Here is a 20050-nt window from a genome sequence, read left to right on the forward strand (position 1 = left end):
TGCTACTGACATATGAATAAAGTAGACCTTAGCAAAGGAGATATGCAGATGATCAAAAATAGAGTCAAAACGTATAAGCATCGTATTGGTAAGAACAAATTTCTGGTCGTAAAAGTCTTTCAAGCCGCTGCTGCCGAAACAAGAAGCGGTAACGCACTAGCCACCAATGCATTGAACATCAAAATTTCCAAGCGCAACCGTAAGCGGAATCATAAACGCTTCTAAGATTCATCGTACCTTCTTTTCCTGTGAAGGGAGGTGATATCATGTGTAAAAAACATTTCAAACGTCATGTGAGAAGAAGAGGATTATCGATCCGTTCAAATCAAAGAGCCTTTGCGCGCGCTAGAGGTAATGCACTGGCTGTTAATCTGTTTAGCGTAAATGATAGACAACGCAGACGTTAAAGATCATTCTTAAGCGGGAAGGATTTCTTCCCGCTTTTTTTTGCGCCACGGTATACACCATCCCACAATACGATCAATGTGTTTCTCCTGCAAAGGTTAACTCATTCATCTCTTGGTACGAAGCAAAACAGGCCGGGTCAGGCACAGCATCTTATGCCATTGACAAGCATGTCAATAATAAAGGACCCTTTAGCAGCCGGAAGGACTTTATCATTTTCAACAGAATTTTAACATTTGAAGTAAGCGAATATTCATCCAGATAAATACGAAAGGAACCCCACTGGTATCGAATTCATCTCCATACGAATCTCACGAAAATCTCTGCAATAATATTGTTTCGTGGGGGCAATTTGGGGGCAAACCTCATGATATTGCTTAACTTCCCTCCCTGCTCCCCACATAATTAAAAATCCCTCAACGCTTAGAGCGTCAAGGGTTTTCACGTTTTAGTAAAGCGTCAGATATTGATCACATTCCCATTGATACACTTGTTCATGTCGTTTTCTTTGTTTAATGACCTTACCATAAAAAACCTCTCCCAAGTGTGTCATTAAAAAGTAGTTTTCTGACGAGTCTATATCCTGTATACTCTCCATGCAAACCTTAAAAGTATATTTGGGTATGGGGTGAAAAATGGCTGCATTCATTTCCCAAATCATTGCTGGAAAAAAGATGTTTTTTATGAGCATGCTATGAGTGCTTCCCCAATACCTAATGGCAACATGGAAGATCTACATGATTGACTGTTGCTTAGGCAAACGGAGGGAGAAAATCTCACATCTCCTTTTCTATAGTTAGGCATCAAACCTCTCATATATACTAAATCCCAAAAAACAGGGACATTAACAACATAAATTCAGGTGCTGAAGTGTTTCATATTTCGGTATTATAAGACAATTATTTCCGACAAAAAAAGCCACTATGTAGTAGCAGCTCCTGTAAATATTATATTTGGGTTCATAATCTCCAATTCCTTTATAACTTCGTTATAGCGATGATAAGCAATAGGGCATCGCTGTGACAGCTTAGCTATTTCACTCTCGAAGTAAGCGTCTTTGAAAATACCGTTCACAATTTTGACTTTTTCCACATTTAACGTTTTGCCTCTATCTACATTCAAAAATTTAAACCCGCTATTGTTAAGGAACGTTTCCCAATACTTTAGCGTCCCTGTCATATAGAAGATTTTATCGAACGTGTGAACCATGATTTGATTCCTCTTACGAACTCTAGATATATAGAGAACCTTATTTACTGGTATGTTTTCTCCACCACTAATAGCCTCGGGATCTGTTGCTACCGTTAGGTTTAACAATTTAATCACACCCCACTTATTTTAACAACTCTTCCGGTGGCTCGGGATTATGAATCCAGGATAAACTCGCTGTACTCACAGAAGCAACTGCGAGAGTAGTTAATAGAACAGCAACATTGTAGTACATACTAATCTTTAATTTTCTGAATTTAAGATTCTCCATTTCTTTACAACCTCCTCCTTATTAGTGTTAAGCTCTGAACAAAAAAACTAGCAGATACTACCGGTAAACCCAGCCACAAATTAAGGGCGATCAAGGCAACCCCACAAGCTTTTAACAACGGGTAGTACCGCTTTGGTATACGAGTCTTCCCCTCTATCCGAGACGGACCATATAGCAAGACTAGTATAGTACTTAATATCGACGTAACAACAATTAAATTGTGGTTCAGATTTGCGAAGGATAAAGCGGTAAGTAAAACTGTAGATACAATAATGCACACCATACTACTTTTTAAATGTATCCCACCTACAACTTGGCGTAATAATGAAAAAGATAACATTGCCAATATAGCTCCCTGCACCTGCCCTGTCAATAACGAAATCCCAATTGTTAACAAAATGATTGACGCTGTATTAATCACCACGGCTATTCCGTGCTTTAAAACATTTATAGAGGATGGATGATCTGGCACAACATTTTTTATATGTGTGGCAATATCAAGGGCGATGGAATCAAGGCTTTTTATAATACTCACGCTCCGTTTTTAACGCATAATACAGGAACATTCCAGATGCCAATGCTATAAATAATATACTTAATGGAAAGTTATTAAAATAAAACATAAAAGTACAGGCAGCTAATACTCCGATGATTAAAAAAATAACCAATACATGTTCCCATCTAAACCTTAGATTCTCGTAATCTGCTGCAAATCCAATGTTGAATTTATATAAAAACCACGATATAGCGAGTACCCATGCACTGGTTACTGCTTGCGCCAATGATCCCTCTGCTGAGGTCTGCATTTCTGTTGTTAATGTTCCAAAGAGCATCACTATAATTACCGCTTGGAATAACGTATACAAAAATGTGCCTGTAATGGAAATTATAGCAGACCAAATAACTGGAATATTTACAACAGTAGTTATAAGAAAAATGAACAATATAATGTTTATGGTTGGAGCAAAGAAAGATAAAGATGTTTCTTCTCTCAGAATGAAACTCTGTAAATTCATGATCAATCCAATAAATAATGCAGGCCATATATAATCCAAAGCCCTAAGTCTAAATATAGTTAACATTAAAACAAACGCCGCAAACGTTTCTATAGTTGAAAAAAGTAAGAACCGTATCGGCTCCCACATAACACATATCCCCTTCACGTAAATGGTAATAGATATCCTTTAATTCTATAGTTGTTACTTGTTAGAGGCAATCCAATTACTAATTTAATTGGAATTATTTATGTATTATGTGAGGTAATTATTTTTAATTTGCCGAAACGATATTCTCCAGCTTAATCCAGCTAAGTTCATCACCATGTCGTTGATCGGGCTAAATACGGTCACGGAGACCTCAATGCGACTGCTGTGACAAATCTCCCTGACAAAACCTATTATTTTTGAAATAGTGTAGATACACGAAACAGCGCGAAGTAAGGAGAACCTATGACAACGACAAGGAAGAATAAGAAATCTTCGCAGGAGCGATCAGCCTCAGTCTGTACCTGCATCAATCTGCGCCGTTCCTCGATGGCTGTTACGCGATTGTACGACCAGTATCTGGCCCCGAGCGGACTCAATATTGGCCAATTCTCGCTGCTCAAGCACTTAACTGCGCTAGGACCGGCAAGTGTAAGTGAATTGGCACTGGAGATGAGGCTCGACCGAACCACGATTGTGCGCAATTTGAAGGCGCTGGAGCATAGCGGGTATGTGGAGGATACATCTGCTGAGGGCAGTCGCAACCGCTGCCTTACTCTGACGGAGAGTGGAAGAACGATATATAACGACACAGCAGAGCTTTGGGAGGAGGCGCAGCATTTTTTGCAGGAGTCATTGGGAAACGGGGAACTGCAGATACTGACCGCACTCTTATCCAATATTGAAAATTTGGGTTTGTGATTAGCCGCCCTCTCATACATGAGGTGTTTTGCTCAATTCGTGCATATACACGAAAAAGATTGAAATGTTTATCGCGTATGAAGGCTAGAAATGTCTTTGGAATGCTATGATAGCGACCGTATTGCACTTGGGCATCGCCGGGCGGTCATCGGAGAAATACTGCCAGCTGTAGTAAGAGGTCAGTGATATACGTTAGCCCGCTACAAGGCTTCTGAAAGGAAGCTTTGCTGTGAACAAAAACCACGGAGAGGGATGTGGATAGGATGGTTGAATCCGTACCGGATATGAGAGAAATCATCACCGCCGAGATAAAGGCCTATGTGAGCGAAGACAAAGGCAATATATGTGAAGAACTGCAGATTCCTTATTACGAGGAGCCGATTATTCAATTTGCCAAGGCCGATGATCCTTTGTTTGAGGAGTACAAAAGAGTGGTGGGGCCCGACCACGCCACGCCGCAGGAAGCATTTGAACGTTCATTTGGAATGGGAAGTTTTGATGGAGGCACCGTTATCAGCGTTGTGCTGCCGATCAGCGAGACGATCCGCAAGGCTAATCGTGCGCAAAAAGATAGAGCCTCCAGGGAATGGGCGCTGCTGCGGACCTTCGGCGATGAATATTTTGTACAGTCTGCGAGGCAGCATTTGACGGGATACTTAACAGGCCTTGGTTACCGTGCGGTTGCCCCGCTGGATACGGATTGGTACAGCATCCATAGCGCCGCAGGAGGGCCGGTCTCTAACTGGTCGGAGCGCCACATTGCATATGCTGCGGGTCTCGGCACCTTCAGTATCAATGACGGATTCATCACCGAAAAAGGAATTGCCATCCGCCTGCTGTCCGTGGTGACCGATCTCAAGGTGCCGCCTGATACCAGAGCAACTTCAGCCACAGGCCATACCGGAAACTGCCTGCTGTGCAGCAAGGGCATCTGCGGCGTATGCATTACCCGCTGCCCTGTTCAGGCCATCAGCAAGGAGGGCGGACATGACAAAATCGCCTGCATGAAATTTGTGTATGGCCAGGCATCGCGGGACTTTGCGGTGCTAAACGGCGGTGAGGCCAAATCGGGTGCCGGCTGCGGACTGTGCCAGACCAAGGTGCCTTGCGAGAGCAGGAATCCGATGCGGACCGCCCGGTGAATATGGAAGCCTTGAGAACCGCCATTCTCAAGGTTTTTTAGTACAAAAAGATCATGCTAGTATTCCATCAGTCTTTAAATTGTGGATAAAGACGCTTTAACTTGATGCGGGCGTCGAGGTAGTAAACTGCCAAACGACTCCCTTTTGACTCTGATTGTGGGCCTGCTCCCAAACAGACAACTCGCTGGACAATTCCGCAATTGTTGGAACTCGACGTCTCTCCTGTTACTTTATTAACAACGTAAGGGGAACCCTGTCCTACTCAAAAAAACTCATACCAGTTAACCAACAGAGCCATTTACATCTACTCTAAATTCAAACTAACCCCTCATATATATTTTCCATTGACTTTGACTGACTCTGGTGAAAGCTTTTCTACAGTGCCTCCATAGTCTACAACCACTAACAACTCATCGCCCAACAGGACTTTCACCCTTACCTACCATTCACTTCGACATACCCACGCAGTACTACATCTCTAAGCTGGGGCAGAAATGAAATATGTACAGGAACGTTTGGGTCACGGTAGCATTCAAATAACTTCGGACATCTATGCAAATATATCTAAAAAAATAGAGATGAATAACATGGAGAAATATGAATCTTTTACTGAAAAGTTATTTCGATAATAAAAATTTTGGGGGCAATTTGGGGGCAATTATAAATCAACTTAATAAAATTCTTTACCTACCCCAAATTAAAAATCCCTCAACGCTTAGAGCGCCAAGGGATTCTATGTTTTAGTAAAGCGTCAGATATTGATCACGTTCCCATTGATGTACTTGGGTGCGATACATATCCCATTCAATTTCCTTAAGCTCGTAGAAGTAAGCCAACGCGTGGTCACCCAAAGCATCCGAGATAACTTCGCTTCGAATCAGCTCGGACAGAGCTTCCTTCAAGTCCGCAGGCAGGCTTGGAATACCCTCTTCAATCCGTTCTTCCTCAGACATAACATAGATGTTACGATCAATCGGAGCTGGCAAAGCCATTTGACGTTTGATGCCATCCAAACCGGCTCTCAGCATCACAGCCAGTGCCAGATAAGGGTTCGCAGCCGGGTCAGGATTACGAACTTCGACGCGGGTACTCAGACCACGAGATGCCGGAATTCGAATCATCGGACTACGATTACTGGCAGACCAGGCAACATAACAAGGAGCTTCATAACCCGGTACAAGACGTTTGTATGAATTCACCGTTGGATTCGTGATTGCTGCCATCGCACGTGCATGCTTGAGAATACCAGCCATATAATGGCGGGCTGTCTGGCTCAATCCGAGTTCGTCTGATTCATCATAAAATACGTTTTCATTTTCCTTGAATAACGATTGGTTACAGTGCATACCGGAGCCGTTCACGCCAAACAAAGGTTTTGGCATAAAGGTGGCGTGCAGACCGTGCTGACGTGCAATGGTTTTAACAACGAGCTTGAACGTTTGGATCTGATCGGCAGCTTTGACTGCATCTGCATATTTAAAGTCAATCTCATGCTGACCGGGTGCAACTTCATGATGGGACGCTTCAATTTCAAAGCCCATCTCTTCAAGCTTAAGAACAATTTCCCGACGGCAGTTTTCACCCAGATCCATCGGTGCCAAGTCAAAATATCCACCTTGGTCATTCAACTCTGTAGTCGGTTCGCCTTTTTCATCGGTTTTGAACAGAAAGAATTCAGGCTCAGGTCCGACATTCATCGAAGTATAGCCCATCTCTTCTGCTTCCTTAAGTACACGTTTCAAAATACCGCGCGGGTCTCCAGCAAAGGGGATTCCGTCCGGCTTATAAATATCGCAGATCAAACGAGCTACACGATCCGAGGTTACCCAAGGGAATACTACCCATGTATCCAGATCCGGGTATAAGTACATGTCAGATTCTTCAATGCGCACATAACCTTCAATGGAAGAACCGTCAAACATCATTTTGTTATCCAGCGCTTTTGGCAACTGGCTAACCGGAATTTCTACATTCTTGATCGTACCAAGCAAATCTGTAAACTGCAAACGAATAAAACGAACATTTTCTTCTTCGGCAATCCGAAGAATATCTTCTCTGGTATAACTCACACTAACCTCTCCCTTTCTGTAGCGACTATATACAAATTAGCTGTTCCGTAATTGTCTTAAATAAATGAGGTCTAGTCTTCAAGTAAAACGGTAGTATGCCAAAATGCAGGCTATACATTATCTCTTATTGAAAAAACGTGATAATTCACCTTGGATCAGGGATACCTGTCCTGGTCTTTTACCTGCCACAAGCTGTTGTTTCAGCAAGCGGTGAAGTTGGGTATCGGACATTTCACGGCGTTTGACTTCCGTATCTGCAGTAATAACCGTCGCTTCTTCCGATTCCTTGGTGACCGGATTCATGACTTGTTTAATTCCCGCAATGTTAACACCCTTCTCAATCAACGCCTTGATTTCAAGCAAACGCTCTACATCATTAAAAGAAAAAAGACGTTGGTTACCCGACGTACGGGCAGGAACTATCAAGTTATGCTGTTCATAATAACGAATCTGACGTGCTGACAAGTCCGTTAGCTTCATGACAATACCTATTGGAAATAAGGCCATGTTTCTGCGAATTTCGTCGCCCATTTGTCATCAACCTTCCAGTGATCTATTCTTCACCTTATTGTACATTTAGCTGATGCAAAGTGTCAATGATATGTTAGAAAAACTCACAATAATTTACGTTCTTTCATCGTTTGCAGGGCCATCAGCACTCCATATTTCACATGAGAGTATGTTAAGCCCCCTTGCATGTAACCAATATAGGGTTCACGAATCGGAGCATCTGCGGATAATTCCAGACTTCCTCCTTGTATAAAAGTGCCTGCGGCCATAATAACCGGATGCTCGTAGCCCGGCATATCCCACGGCTCCGGTACCACATGGCTATCCACGGCGGCGGCACGCTGAATTCCTTGAACAAAAGCAATTAAATGCTCAGGTCCGCTAAAAGAAATGGCCTGAATCAAATCAGTGCGCTCCTCATGCCAGGCAGGTTTTGTTTCAAAGCCCATTTCCTCAAAGACCGCAGCCGCAAATATACTTCCTTTAACTGCTTGACCAACCAATGTTGGGGCGAGGAATAAGCCCTGAAAGATGCCTCTCGTAGTACCTAACATAGCTCCTACCTCTCCACCGATTCCAGGCGCAGTTAAGCGGTAGGCCGCCAGTTCCACATACTCTTGTTTACCGCAAATATATCCTCCCGTTTCGGCAATGCCGCCGCCGGGATTTTTAATTAGTGAACCTGCCATCAAATCGACATCGACCTGAGTAGGCTCCAGCTTTTCGGTAAATTCACCATAGCAATTATCCACAAAGACAATAACGTCAGGTTTAATCGCCTTTACACGGGCTGTCATTTCCTCGATATCTGCCACACTAAAGGAAGCTCTCCAATCATAGCCACGTGAACGCTGGATACCGATCACCTTCGTATTGGCATGGATTGCAGCTTCCACCGCTGTCCAATCTACTTTACCTTCGGCTGTCAGTGCAGTTTCTCGATAAGTAATGCCAAAATCCTGCAATGACCCGGTCCCGTCGCCGGGCTTGCCAATCACTTTGTGAAGCGTGTCATACGGTTGCCCCGTAATATACAACAGTTCATCACCCGGACGCAGAACGCCGAATAAAGCAATTGAAATCGTATGCGTTCCCGAGGCAAAATGCGGGCGTACCAGTGCCGACTCGGCACCGAACACATCGGCGTAGACCTCTTCCAGTACCTCACGCCCCCGGTCATTGTACGCATATCCCGTAGACCCAGCAAAATGAAAATCGCTCACTTGCTTCCGCTGAAATGCCTGAATAACCTTCCACTGATTTGCATCTACAATATGATCTATACGCTGTAGCCGTTCCTGTATTTTACACTCTGCTGTTTCCTGAATATGTTGGATTTCTGGACTAAAAACTACCATTTTACCTTTCTAACCCTCTCTCTTACGCAGCCTTAGACTATTGATGTTATACTTCCGTTTGCTTTGAATGATCTGCATTATCATTGAATTGACCTAAAAACGTCATCAGATGTTAACCTTCTGTGAAGTCCTTAAGGGCATGACCATATTTTTCATACTCGCTTCGTTGAACTTCTACCTCATAAATGACATCATTGCCATCATACTCAGTCACAAGTACATCCCCGATCCGATAAAGAACCGATGTCAGGTCCCCACGTTCTGCCGGTATGCGGAATCTCAGCGTATCTCCGCTCAGATGCTCCTGTATCAGCTCACGAAGACGCAACAGATCACTTTCGTCAAATGAGCTAATTTTCAAATAGCCATCGCCGGAAGGTAGCATTTCCAGTTGCTCAGGAGTACAAGCGTCCTTTTTATTAAACAATACGATCTGAGGCTTGTCCGCAGCCCCCAGTTGCTGCAAAATCGTTTCCACGACTTTCATCTGTTCGTCACGCATATCCGAAGAAGCATCCACCACGTGTAAAATAAGATGCGCCTCATTCGCTTCCTCCAGAGTAGCGCGGAAAGAAGCAACCAAATCATGGGGCAGATTTTGAATAAAACCAACTGTATCTGTAAGAATAATCTCTTTGCCGCTCGGCAGTTCCATCGTTCTGGAGGTAGGGTCCAGTGTCGCAAACAGTTGGTTCTCAATATATACATCAGCCGCCGTCAGTTGCTTTAACAGCGTTGATTTACCCGCATTCGTGTAGCCGACAAGCGCCACCTGCACAATACCACTCTTTTGTCTGCGCTCTCTGTGCAAATAACGATGACGGGTCACTTCCTCCAACTGACGCTTCAAATCGCTGATACGATCACGGATGTGACGGCGATCTGTCTCCAGCTTGCTTTCACCGGGACCACGTGTTCCGATACCGCCGCCGAGTCGTGACAGATTTTTGCCGTGACCAGATAAACGGGGTAACAAATAGGACAACTGCGCCAGCTCAACCTGAATAATACCTTCCCGTGTTTTCGCACGCTGGGCAAAAATATCCAGAATGAGCTGCGTACGGTCGATAATTTTGAGATCCAGACTTTCTTCCAGATTACGCACCTGAGCCCCCGACAGCTCCTGATCAAAAATAGCCGTATTCGCGCCCAATTCCTCGGCAGCCGCACGCAGTTCTTCTACCTTACCTTTGCCGATAAACCATTTGGAATCCTTTACTTCCTTGTTCTGGGTCAAAACGCTAAGCACTTCAACACCAGCCGTCTCAGCCAGCTTCACAAGTTCATTCAGAGAGTATTCTGTATTGATGCCAGAACGCTTGACTTCATCCGTAATCAGACTGACCAGTACCGCCTTATCCTGCATTTCGGTTTGTGTATCATAAGTGGAGTTCGCCATATTGTTTGCTCCTTTATTTTCCATGTTAACTCTCGCACAGAGACCGACCTGATATTCAGGCCGGCCCCCGTTTGATGTTATACAATTCGATGTGGTTCAGATTTCTATTATCGCCTATCTTTTGTCCATTTTCAAATCCTCAGGACGCAGCGTCATCAGTTCCTGCTTTCCCGGCTGCCCGCTCCTGTATTGATTGAGCAACCGGACAGCCTGATGCCGAATCGCTTTTTCGATTACATTGCGGACATAACGCGCGTTGCTGAATGCATGAAGACTGTCGTTGCGTTCATTCAACAGATGCTCTTTCATTTTGAGTATGGACTGGGGCATGAGAATATAATCCCGTTCTTTGGCCATCATTTCGGAAATTTGGATAAGCTGATCCACGGTATAGTCCGGAAAATCAAGCTGGATGGGAAAACGGGAAGGCAAGCCTGGATTTGTACGCAAAAAGAAGTCCATCTCACCCGAGTATCCGGCAAGGATCAAAATAAATTGATTTTTCTGATCTTCCATGGATTTTACTAAGGTATCAATAGCTTCCTTTCCAAAATCCTTTTCCCCTCCCCGCGCCAAACTGTATGCCTCATCAATAAACAGCACTCCACCCAGAGACTTCTTGACCAGATCCCGCGTTTTTTGCGCTGTATGCCCAATATACTCGCCTACCAAATCAGCCCTTTCCACCTCAATCAGATGGCCTTTGCTCAGTACCCCCATTTTTTGCAGCATTTTAGCGATAATGCGGGCTACCGTTGTTTTCCCCGTACCCGGGTTCCCTTTGAAAATCATGTGGTATACGTGCGCATTACTCAACAGTCCCGCATCAGTACGCATATGGGCAATTTGCAAAAATGCATATACTTCAAATACCAGTTCTTTGATGTTATCCAGACCGACGAGATGATCGAGTTCCTTCTGAATTTCCTGATAGAGACTAAGATACTGCGGTAACGCCTGCGACTTGGTCGAAGTTGCTGCATCCGTCTCGTCAACATTTACCGAAGCTATCGGCTCCGGGCTACGCAGCACGACATTGATTTGCCTGGAAGGTCTCTCCTCCGTCCGCTTGCCCGCGGCGATTCCCCGTCCGTTCATGCATCCATCACCTCAACATTTCTTCAGGCACAGCTTACCCTACTAATGTATTCGGTCCGGCATGTCCTTATTAGCACAAAAGCGACGAAAGCTCACGCAGAAGCATTTTGTATATGGAGATGAGACCTTTATGGAAAAACGATGTACATTTCAGGACATCCAAGTTTGGGCACCAAGCCACCACCGTTGCAGCGTCCATTTGGTGTAAGCCAGCACCTCTCTTGACTGGTGAAGCGGCATATTCAGCACTTTGGATTCCGCCAGAGCCATCTGGGGATGATCTAAATTCAAAAATCGGGCAATCTCCAGCGCCCGTGGACCATGATAGCTATGTGTAATAATCACGGTTGAGGTCCAACCATACTTCTTCATGATACGCTGGCTATATAACAGGTTTTCGTAGGTGCTAGTTGCATGATTTTCCAACACAATATGCTGCGCTGGAACACCTCTGTCGACCAAATAGCGTTGCATCCCCTCAGCTTCCGTATAGGGGTAAGTTGGTTTGTCCAATCCCCCGCTTACAATCAGATGCTTCACTGTCCCGTTGCGGTATAGCTGCAAGGCTTCGTTCAACCTCTCCTTCAGCCCAGGACTTGGCTCTGCTCCCCACATGGACGCCCCAAGTACAATACCTACCTGCGCCTGCTGAAGCGGAGTGGTAGAGGCTGCGTTATTCATATTCCAAAATCGAATACCCGCCCATACCAAACCGATTATAAAGATGAACAGCAGACAAATCATAAGACGTTTGGCTACTGTAAACTTTTTCTTCGGGCGGCTCAGCCTGCTTTTTAATTCAGATTCTTTTCGCCCAGTGCTTCTCATCCACTGCAAAACCTTCACCGATCCCTCTTAAAATCACCATTGTGAAACCATTCTTCCCGGTGTTTCAGCGACATTTTAAAATAGGGGAATGTATGGGCATCTATTCGTCGTAAAACGTCAGCCGCCGTACGATTAGACAATTCTGCCTCCTGTGCCGAGATATGCCCGCGCTGTAACGCATCCTCTAGCTCATCCTCGTCCACCAAAAAGATTTCGCCATTTTTAAGTACCACCACATCCAAATACAAATCGTCAAACCAGGGAACTCCCTGATCGGTCACACCCTGATTACGGCAGGTATCAATATACCATTCCACAATCTGCTCCCGATTGTCGAACATAGCAGTCACAACATAATGCTCACCCTTCGGGTAATATTGCAACCAGGAATAACCTTTATCCGCTATGCAAAACGTATGACCGCCGTAGCTTTTCCATAACGGCTCCTTGAGACTCAAAATGGTATACAAGGTCACATATCCTGTAAACACGTCACTTTCCACATACCGGCAAGCAAACTTGCGGTTCGTTATTCTGCGCCAGTTGGCCCGGTCTCCGAATTTGCGCTTCATAAATGATGTTCCTCTCCAACATTGGTAAAACCAGCTTACCATATTTAAACTGTACACTCAAAAATAGCACTCTTCATCACAGCAAAAAAGGTATTCTCAGACCATGAAATGGTCCGAAAATACCTTTGGTTTGAGACAAATTCAACTTGCATACAACATATGCCTTCTAATTCCGATTGCGATGTCCACGATTGGAGTTCGGCTGACCGTTGGAATTGGTTTCCTGACTTCCATCCGTTGTGGTTCCTGTGGTAGGTGAATCCGTGTTATCTGGATTCACCGTTGTATCACTATTGAAGGTACCTGCATCCGGTGTTGTTGTCTGGCCATTCCCCTGACTCGGGTCACTTCCGGTGCCAGAGCTGCCAGTATTATTGCCTGTACCGCTAGTGTCTCCAGGAGTCGTCGGAACCTGTCCCGGGCTGGTACCATTATCGGTACCTCCAGGGAATGTATTCCCCTGATCGGTGCCGTTCTGACCATCTGTAGTCCCGCTGTTATCCGGTAATGTTCCATTCTGATTCGGATCGGTTTCCTGCTGAGGATCTACCGGAGTGGTCTCTGCCGGAATTTCCACACGGATTGTATTCGATGGACCAGATTCCTTACCATCCGCTCCATAAGCCGTTACATAATAATCATACTTGGCTCCGGCTAATGGAGATGTATCTTCACCACTCGTGCCTTTCATCGCCTCCATAATCGCCGTAAAGCCCCCTTCGGAAGCCTCCTTGCGATACACACGGTATTGCATATTATCTCCCGCTGCGGCATTCCAGGACAGCGATACAATTTGGGTGTCCTGACTATAAGACCCGCTCAGTCCGCTTGGAGCGGTAACCTGAACTGGCTCATCTGGCTTCTGCTCAACTGGCGGTTCATATCCCTTCGGCTGGCTGAATTGCGTAACCGGGTGCCCCTTGAGGGCTTCACCCATGACCCTTCCGAAAAAGGCTGCCGACTGCCCACTGTAGTTTCTCAGCATATGCTTGCTGTCCGGCTTGTCATAGCCCATCCATACCGCACCAGTATATTCCGGCGTATAACCGACAAACCAGATATCACGGTTGCCACTGTTACCGCTGATTCCACTCTGGGTTGTACCCGTTTTACCGGCTACAGGCCAATCAATACGGGCTTTACGACCAGTACCGCTATTGACGACATTTTGCATCATCTGCGTCATTTCATAAGCTGTTTTCTCGCTCATTACGGTTTTAAACTCTTCTTTGTGAGTGTAAACCGTTTTGTCATCACTATCATTAATTTGCTTGATAGAATAAGCCTTTTGGAACTGTCCGTTATTGGCAAAAGAGCTGTACGCCTGTGCCATTTCAAGGGTATTCGTTCCTTTGCTTAATCCACCCAAAGCGATAGCGAGCGAGTGATCATTTTTGTCCATCGGAATTCCTACGCTCTCCGCGAATTGAACTCCTTTTTCCACACCAATTTGGTTCAGCAGCCATACTGGCGGGATATTTTCAGACTTGGTAATCGCATCAGTCATACTGATGGTCGAAGAGTAACCGTGCAAGTTTTTCGGGCTGTACCCGTTAAAACTCTGTCGCTCATTACTCAAAGGTGTATCCATTGTAAATTTGCCAGATTCGAGAGCCGGCGCATACGCCGCAATAGGTTTAAAGGCCGAGCCTGGCTGTCTACGGCTTTGTGTTGCGCGGTTAAAGGTTCCCTTTTTGTAATCCCGTCCGGGTGCCATCGCGGCAATTCCGCCCGTCTGGTTGTTAATGATGACCATGGAACCCTGAACAGGCTGATCGTCCGGACTTTTTTCGAACATATCATCATCTGCCATCGCCTGATCCAACGCATTTTGGGCCTGAGCATCCATCGTCGTATGAATTTTATATCCACCAACGATCAAGTCGTCTCCGCTGACTTCCGGCAGGGCTTCCTCCGCCTCATTCATCACATATTCCATAAAATTCTGATACTTTTGAACTTTTTCCGGCTGCTTGTAATCATAATCTACAGCCTTGGCCTCTTCCATTTCCTGCTTGCCGATCATTCCCTGCTCGAACATCAACTGGAGAACCACTGCACGTCGTTCCTTTGAGTTTTCCGGATTACTAATTGGATTATATTTGGAAGGCCCTTTTGGAATAGCTGCCAATGTAGCGATCTGCCATAACTTTAATTTATTTAAGTCTGACACTCCAAAATAGCCTTCCGACGCCGCTTTGATACCGGAGTAAGAACGTCCAAACCAAATACGGTTCAGATAAAGCGTAATAATTTGTTCTTTATTCAAATTCCGCTCCAGGGCCATCGCAATGGATACTTCGGTCGCTTTACGGAAAAAGGTCTTGTCACGCGTCAAAAACAGGTTTTTCGCCAACTGCTGGGTCAGCGTACTGCCGCCCTCAACTGCCGAACGGGCTACGATGTCCTTAACAGCCGCCCGGCCAATGGACCAAATATCGACACCCTGATGCTCATAAAACCGTTTATCCTCAGTTGCCACAAAGGCCTTTTTCAGCAGGTCTGGTATTTCTTCACTTGTGACAGGATCACTTTTTTGTACGGATAGCTCACCCATAAGCACGCCGTTGCGATCGTAAACCTTCGATGTCTCATTCACTGTAATTTTGTCTTGATTGGCCTTATAGATTTTTTCACCATTAACCATGACAAACAAATATCCACCAAGCGCGCAAAATATGGCTAACGCCGCCGTAATAAACAGTGTCCATCCAATTTGCTTACCTGTAATTTTCTTTTTCTTGCCCTTCGGCTTCTCTTTAGGTGTGTTTCTATTGCGATTGCCGGATCTGGACAATGAATCGTTTGGCATTCCCCTGACTCCCTTTCGCGAATAATCATATGTTGCCGAAAGTATATATAGCTTGCTGTCGGCAGCATGAAAGCAAACGGAATGAAAAGAACAACCCTGTTCAGGTTGCTCCCGGTCACATTCCTATACGGTTAGACGAGACGGACGCTTGAAAAGTTTCATCAACCCGGGCGACCGTCAGGCCGTAATCAGTTATCGCTTGCGTTATCTTGTTGCTGCACAAGCGACACATTGCGCTGCGGTGTAAAAGTGGAAATAGCATGCTTGTAGATCAACTGTTGCTTTCCATCCGAGTCGATAACAATTGTGAAGTTGTCAAATGCTTTAATCGTTCCCCGCACCTGAAATCCATTGATCAGGTACACCGTTACCGGTATAGAATCCTTGCGCAATTGATTCAGAAACGTATCTTGGATATTAATGGACTTGTTCATTTTAGCCGTACCCCCAATAATCATTTGGATTGTTTTGAAGTATATTCAAGGTCTGTCCGGAACTTTCCTGCTATAATTTCGTGTATTCGGGCTGCATGAGCAGAAAAATTTCCGAAATCGGTGACATCTACCCACTGGATATCTTTCATATGGCGAAACCACGAGAGCTGCCGCTTCGCAAAATGACGCGTATCCCGTTTTAGCCAAGTCACCGCCTCTTCCAAAGACACCTCTCCTCGCAGGTAGGAGGATATCTCTTTATAGCCTAGACCTTGCATGGAGATGGCATCGCTTCGCACTCCCCGTTCCATTAAGGAGGTTACCTCAGCAACAAGCCCTTGATCGAGCATCCCGTCAATTCGGTCTTCAATACGTTTATATAGCATTTGCCTATCCATTGTCAAACCTACGATGCATAGCTGATAAGGAGATTCCTTTTTTTGATTGGCCAATTGCGAGCTAAGAGTCGTTCCGCTAACATGATAAATTTCCAATGCTCGAACGACTCGGCGACGATCGTTGGGATGCAGACGACGTGCACTTTCGGGATCAACCGCCTGTAGTCGCGCATGAAGCGCCTCGGCTCCAAATTTCTCGGCATAATCAAGCTGTTCCTGACGAAAAGCTTCATCAGCTCCAACCTCGGAAAACTGGTATTCATAGCAGACAGACTCCACATACAAACCAGTCCCACCTACGATAAACGGTAGTTTTCCTCTGGCATGAATATCCGGTATAAGGCGACGGCAATCTTCCTGAAATGCAGCTACCGAATATGGGTATTCCGGCTCATGAATATCAATCAAATGGTGCTTAATTCCTTCCATTTCCTGTTCGGAAATTTTGGCAGTTCCAATATCCATATGACGATACACCTGCATGGAATCTCCGGAAATAATTTCCCCGTCAAATTGCCGTGCCATCTCGATGCTTAATTTTGTCTTGCCGACCGCTGTCGGGCCAACAAGAACAAGTAGTTTAGATGCCGCTGTCAATATCAATCACTCCGTACACTGTTTTCGTTGTGCCCCGTTGCTCCACACGGAAGCCGAGGCGGGCAAATTCCCCGCTGCCCCGTTTTTCCTTCAATACAATTGTTTTCCTTGCAATCCGTTTTGCCTGAGCAATACTTTCCTCATCCAGCGCATCCGGGTTAGCCAACCCTCTCAATGGACCGATGGCACTGGAATCGAGCAACGGATCACGGAACATCGGGTCAAAATAGATAATATCCACACTGCGATCCGGCAAGCTCCGCAAATAGTCCAAATGATGACCAAAACGAACATCAATGCCGGAAAATGCCGCATCTACCGCTGCGTTACCGGAACGGTAATGCCTCATTCCATCCTTGATTAAAGCATAGACAAGAAAAGAACTTTCCACCGCAACTACTTGTCCAGAGCTTCCTGTTCCAATTGCAAACAGGAGGGAATCCGTTCCGAGTCCTGCGGTGCAATCCAGCACGGTGTCCCCCGGAACGAGCCGAGCGGCGGTCAACATCGGATCAGGCTCCCCTTTCAACACCCGCTTGGCGCGGATGAAGCCCATACTTGGGTGAAAAGTCATCGGTGGTTGTTCCGGACTAATCAGCCTCACCCCGCCCTGCACTAGCACCAGCGCCTGACGAACTTTATGAGCAGCAGTCAGCCTTGCTACCGATATACCACGACGGGGGGCATACAACACCCCCAGCTCGGCTGCAAGCATTTCCGCCCGCTGCACAACCTCAGCCGAGGGAGAATCCCCCGTCGTCACCAGTAAATCGGCTTGTTCCTTCCGAAGCCTTGCCTGCCTTTCTTCTTCACGGTTTTCCCGATCCTGCAACATATATAAACTCCCTTACATTACTCTTTTAAACAGCTTCTCCAAATCATATGTGGAAAAGGATACAACGATAGGTCGCCCATGCGGGCAGGTGTACGGCTGTCTACATGCCGCCAAACGCTCCAGCAATACGACAGCCTGTCGGTCGGTCAGCTTCTGGTTCGCTTTAATCGAAGCCCGACAGGAGCACATGATCGAGGCTGCCTCCCGTAGCTTAGCAAGATCAATTGCTTTTTCATCCAGTACCCATCCTGCCATTTCCTCAATAACATCCGCTTCTTCTCCTTGAGGAAGCCAGTAAGGATAAGAGCTAACCCGGAAGGTTTGACCACCAAAATGCTCCAAATACACTCCGGCCTGCTCAAACCAGTGTAGCCTTGTTTTCAGCTTTTCCGTCTCTGAAGGCGTAAACTCTAATGTAATCGGCAGCAGTAGCTCCTGCGATACGGCCTCGGGATTTCCAAATTTCTCATAATAAAATTCGTAGTTAACCCGTTCATGCGCTGCATGCTGGTCAATTAAATACAGCCCCTGATCGTTCTGCGCAATCAAATAGGTTCCATGGTGCTGACCGATCAAATTTAGCTCAGGAAAAGCGGGCAGTTCGGGAGCCTCACCCGATACCACCGCCAACTGCTCTGCATTCAGTCGTGACTGACGTGGCTTCTGATCCGTGAAATAGCGGGAATCCACAGCGTTTCCTGCACCCGGTGAAGCAGAAGGCCGATAAGCCACAGAAGCTGCCGCTTCCTGTACTCCGCCGCTGTACAAGGAAGATGAGCCTGATACGGCTCTACTTCCTAGTATTTCTTGAGTATCGGGCGTCTGCCCGGCAGCACCATCAGGCAATGGAGCGCTCCCTCTAACGCCATTTCCATCGTTTCCATCCACAAAATCTGCATCTAACTCTTCGTCACTGACACGTTGCCCAGAAGGCGGATTCACCCGACCACTGACAGGGAGCCTCTCCCTATCTTGATGTTGCTCACGATCCGCCCCATGCCCACGGTTCTCCTCATTTCCATCCAGCCGAATAGATTGGCGAGGGTCACGGCTCTCTGGGTAAGCTCCGGTAAGCGGCTGCGCCTCCACTCGGCTCTCGGCAGCAGAAGAATTTCCTTCCATACCGTTTCCCTTCGAGAAATGAAACTGCTCCTGCACAAACGAGCCGCTATCCTTGCCGCCGATTTCGCGCTTGACTGCCTTCGGAATCAGCACCTGCTGTCCTAGAACAGCTTTTACCGAATCCTCAATCAACTGAAACAGCTCTGCTTCTTTGCTGAAACGCACCTCCAGCTTGGCGGGATGAACGTTAACATCCACCAGTGAAGGATGCATCTCCAACTGGATCACAGCCAGTGGAAAACGATTGATCGGCAGCAGCGTATGATACGCCTTAAGCAACGCCTGATTCAGCCCATAGCTGCGCACAAAGCGCCCGTTCACCACCGTCGAGATGGCGTTTCGATTCGATCTGGTCCACTCCGGGCGGCTGACATAGCCGCTAATACGGTAATCGAGACTTTCTCCTTCCAGCAGCAGCATGGATTTGGCCGCAGAAGTTCCGTAAACAGCAGCAATCACCTGAAGCAAATCACCATTACCCAGCGTTTGAAGCAGTGTATTCCCGTTATGTCGTAAAGTGAAGGCAACTTCCGGGTGCGAAAGCGCCATTCGGTAAAGCACATCCGAAATGTGCCCCAGCTCCGTCTGGATCGTTTTCATATATTTCAGTCTTGCAGGTGTATTATAAAACAGCTCCCGGACGGTAAAATCCGTCCCTTGCCGGGCGGCTGCATCCTCGTGCAGTACCAGCTTGCCGCCCTCAATAATCAATTTGCGGGCACGTCCGTCATCTGCGGCTGCTGTGAGCAGCTCCACTTTCGATACAGCCGCAATACTCGGCAGCGCTTCTCCACGGAAGCCCAGGCTCGTGATCTGGAACAGATCGCGTCCATGTCCGATTTTGCTTGTCGCATGCCGATAGAACGCCGTTTCCACATCTTCAGGCTCAATGCCACTGCCATTATCCGTCACCCGGATGCTTTGCAGCCCGCCTTCTTCCACCCATACATCTACGCGCGTACCGCCCGCATCAATCGCATTTTCCACCAGTTCCTTCACGACGGAGGCTGGACGTTCCACAACCTCACCGGCAGCAATCTGGTTGGCAATATGCTCATCCAGTACCCGAATTTTAGACATCCTTTTA

At 46.3% G+C, this 20050-nt stretch carries 19 protein-coding genes and 1 pseudogene; 4 read left to right on the forward strand and 16 right to left on the reverse strand.

Going from position 1 to position 20050, the window contains the following annotated elements; all coding sequences use genetic code 11:
- Positions 1–48: 48 nt before the first annotated feature.
- The gene (locus tag E0698_RS07695) at positions 49–225 is read left to right on the forward strand and encodes a hypothetical protein (protein WP_162833922.1); all 177 of its coding nucleotides are present in this window, start codon (positions 49–51) and stop codon (positions 223–225) included.
- Positions 226–496: 271 nt separating this feature from the next.
- Positions 497–670, forward strand: a pseudogene (locus tag E0698_RS26690) (ran-binding protein 10); the annotation flags it as partial.
- Positions 671–1326: 656 nt separating this feature from the next.
- Here the strand turns inward: E0698_RS26690 and E0698_RS07700 are convergent.
- From E0698_RS07700 to E0698_RS07715, 4 genes are read right to left on the reverse strand one after another with little or no spacing between them, the layout of a single operon-like run.
- Entirely contained in the window at positions 1327–1731 is a 405-nt protein-coding gene (locus E0698_RS07700) for a LytTR family transcriptional regulator DNA-binding domain-containing protein (RefSeq protein ID WP_337916182.1), read from the reverse strand.
- Between the two features lie 7 nt (positions 1732–1738).
- On the reverse strand, positions 1739–1885 hold the full coding sequence (locus E0698_RS07705; RefSeq protein ID WP_192511158.1) for an AgrD family cyclic lactone autoinducer peptide: 147 nt from the start codon (positions 1883–1885) through the stop codon (positions 1739–1741).
- Positions 1886–1889: 4 nt separating this feature from the next.
- Positions 1890–2420: an accessory gene regulator B family protein gene (locus E0698_RS07710; RefSeq protein ID WP_192511159.1), complete on the reverse strand. Its 531-nt coding sequence runs from the start codon at positions 2418–2420 to the stop codon at positions 1890–1892.
- Positions 2398–3030, reverse strand: a complete 633-nt coding sequence (locus E0698_RS07715; RefSeq protein WP_192511160.1) for a hypothetical protein — start codon at positions 3028–3030, stop codon at positions 2398–2400. Before E0698_RS07715 ends, E0698_RS07710 begins: the two co-directional genes overlap by 23 nt.
- A gap of 303 nt (positions 3031–3333) precedes the next feature.
- On the opposite strand from E0698_RS07715, the gene E0698_RS07720 reads away from it, so the two are divergent.
- Positions 3334–3789 (forward strand): MarR family winged helix-turn-helix transcriptional regulator, encoded by a 456-nt coding sequence (locus tag E0698_RS07720; RefSeq protein ID WP_192511161.1) that lies wholly within the window; start codon positions 3334–3336, stop codon positions 3787–3789.
- 263 nt (positions 3790–4052) lie between these two features.
- Positions 4053–4931 carry a (Fe-S)-binding protein gene (locus E0698_RS07725; RefSeq protein ID WP_192511162.1) on the forward strand — a complete coding sequence of 293 codons (879 nt, stop codon included), beginning with the start codon at positions 4053–4055 and terminating at the stop codon, positions 4929–4931.
- Between the two features lie 740 nt (positions 4932–5671).
- Here the strand turns inward: E0698_RS07725 and glnA are convergent.
- The 12 genes from glnA to mutL all read right to left on the reverse strand — a co-directional run bounded on the left by glnA (position 5672) and on the right by mutL (position 20043).
- Positions 5672–7000 (reverse strand): type I glutamate--ammonia ligase, encoded by a 1329-nt coding sequence (gene glnA / locus E0698_RS07730; protein WP_134914736.1) that lies wholly within the window; start codon positions 6998–7000, stop codon positions 5672–5674.
- Between the two features lie 117 nt (positions 7001–7117).
- Positions 7118–7531: a MerR family transcriptional regulator gene (locus E0698_RS07735; protein WP_007430683.1), complete on the reverse strand. Its 414-nt coding sequence runs from the start codon at positions 7529–7531 to the stop codon at positions 7118–7120.
- Between the two features lie 83 nt (positions 7532–7614).
- Positions 7615–8868 (reverse strand): methionine gamma-lyase family protein, encoded by a 1254-nt coding sequence (locus E0698_RS07740; RefSeq protein ID WP_192511163.1) that lies wholly within the window; start codon positions 8866–8868, stop codon positions 7615–7617.
- A 112-nt stretch (positions 8869–8980) separates the two neighbouring features.
- Positions 8981–10267: a GTPase HflX gene (gene hflX, locus E0698_RS07745; RefSeq protein ID WP_192511164.1), complete on the reverse strand. Its 1287-nt coding sequence runs from the start codon at positions 10265–10267 to the stop codon at positions 8981–8983.
- 114 nt (positions 10268–10381) lie between these two features.
- The gene (locus E0698_RS07750) at positions 10382–11365 is read right to left on the reverse strand and encodes an AAA family ATPase (protein ID WP_025684039.1); all 984 of its coding nucleotides are present in this window, start codon (positions 11363–11365) and stop codon (positions 10382–10384) included.
- Positions 11366–11515: 150 nt separating this feature from the next.
- Complete coding sequence (locus E0698_RS07755; RefSeq protein ID WP_187644990.1) at positions 11516–12211, reverse strand: YdcF family protein; 696 nt, start codon at positions 12209–12211, stop codon at positions 11516–11518.
- Positions 12208–12765, reverse strand: coding sequence for a DUF402 domain-containing protein (locus E0698_RS07760; protein ID WP_134914733.1), 558 nt, complete (start codon positions 12763–12765; stop codon positions 12208–12210). Before E0698_RS07760 ends, E0698_RS07755 begins: the two co-directional genes overlap by 4 nt.
- Before the next feature lie 166 nt (positions 12766–12931).
- Positions 12932–15577, reverse strand: a complete 2646-nt coding sequence (locus E0698_RS07765) for a PBP1A family penicillin-binding protein (RefSeq protein WP_192511165.1) — start codon at positions 15575–15577, stop codon at positions 12932–12934.
- 188 nt (positions 15578–15765) lie between these two features.
- A complete protein-coding gene (hfq, locus tag E0698_RS07770) occupies positions 15766–16011 on the reverse strand; it encodes an RNA chaperone Hfq (RefSeq protein ID WP_023989043.1) in 246 nt (81 codons plus the stop codon).
- Positions 16012–16031: 20 nt separating this feature from the next.
- The gene (gene miaA, locus E0698_RS07775; RefSeq protein ID WP_134914732.1) at positions 16032–17006 is read right to left on the reverse strand and encodes a tRNA (adenosine(37)-N6)-dimethylallyltransferase MiaA; all 975 of its coding nucleotides are present in this window, start codon (positions 17004–17006) and stop codon (positions 16032–16034) included.
- On the reverse strand, positions 16990–17841 hold the full coding sequence (locus E0698_RS07780) for a class I SAM-dependent methyltransferase (RefSeq protein ID WP_192511166.1): 852 nt from the start codon (positions 17839–17841) through the stop codon (positions 16990–16992). Before E0698_RS07780 ends, miaA begins: the two co-directional genes overlap by 17 nt.
- A 12-nt stretch (positions 17842–17853) precedes the next feature.
- Positions 17854–20043, reverse strand: a complete 2190-nt coding sequence (gene mutL, locus E0698_RS07785; RefSeq protein ID WP_192511167.1) for a DNA mismatch repair endonuclease MutL — start codon at positions 20041–20043, stop codon at positions 17854–17856.
- Positions 20044–20050 lie beyond the last annotated feature (7 nt).

The sequence above is a fragment of the Paenibacillus sp. 23TSA30-6 genome (genome assembly GCF_014858585.1).
Taxonomy (GTDB): Bacteria; Bacillota; Bacilli; order Paenibacillales; family Paenibacillaceae; genus Paenibacillus.

Excerpts from the sequence above, each read along its gene's own strand:
- hflX (WP_192511164.1), bottom strand. The coding sequence starts at position 10,267 with ATGGCGAACTCCACTTATGATACACAAACCGAAATGCAGGATAAGGCG.
- E0698_RS07735 (WP_007430683.1), bottom strand. The coding sequence starts at position 7,531 with ATGGGCGACGAAATTCGCAGAAACATGGCCTTATTTCCAATAGGTATT.
- E0698_RS07760 (WP_134914733.1), bottom strand. The coding sequence starts at position 12,765 with ATGAAGCGCAAATTCGGAGACCGGGCCAACTGGCGCAGAATAACGAAC.
- E0698_RS07780 (WP_192511166.1), bottom strand. The coding sequence starts at position 17,841 with ATGTTGCAGGATCGGGAAAACCGTGAAGAAGAAAGGCAGGCAAGGCTT.
- hfq (WP_023989043.1), bottom strand. The coding sequence starts at position 16,011 with ATGAACAAGTCCATTAATATCCAAGATACGTTTCTGAATCAATTGCGC.
- E0698_RS07765 (WP_192511165.1), bottom strand. The coding sequence starts at position 15,577 with ATGCCAAACGATTCATTGTCCAGATCCGGCAATCGCAATAGAAACACA.
- E0698_RS07740 (WP_192511163.1), bottom strand. The coding sequence starts at position 8,868 with ATGGTAGTTTTTAGTCCAGAAATCCAACATATTCAGGAAACAGCAGAG.
- E0698_RS07715 (WP_192511160.1), bottom strand. The coding sequence starts at position 3,030 with ATGTGGGAGCCGATACGGTTCTTACTTTTTTCAACTATAGAAACGTTT.
- E0698_RS07720 (WP_192511161.1), top strand. The coding sequence starts at position 3,334 with ATGACAACGACAAGGAAGAATAAGAAATCTTCGCAGGAGCGATCAGCC.
- E0698_RS07750 (WP_025684039.1), bottom strand. The coding sequence starts at position 11,365 with ATGAACGGACGGGGAATCGCCGCGGGCAAGCGGACGGAGGAGAGACCT.
- mutL (WP_192511167.1), bottom strand. The coding sequence starts at position 20,043 with ATGTCTAAAATTCGGGTACTGGATGAGCATATTGCCAACCAGATTGCT.
- E0698_RS07725 (WP_192511162.1), top strand. The coding sequence starts at position 4,053 with ATGGTTGAATCCGTACCGGATATGAGAGAAATCATCACCGCCGAGATA.
- E0698_RS07705 (WP_192511158.1), bottom strand. The coding sequence starts at position 1,885 with ATGGAGAATCTTAAATTCAGAAAATTAAAGATTAGTATGTACTACAAT.
- E0698_RS07695 (WP_162833922.1), top strand. The coding sequence starts at position 49 with ATGATCAAAAATAGAGTCAAAACGTATAAGCATCGTATTGGTAAGAAC.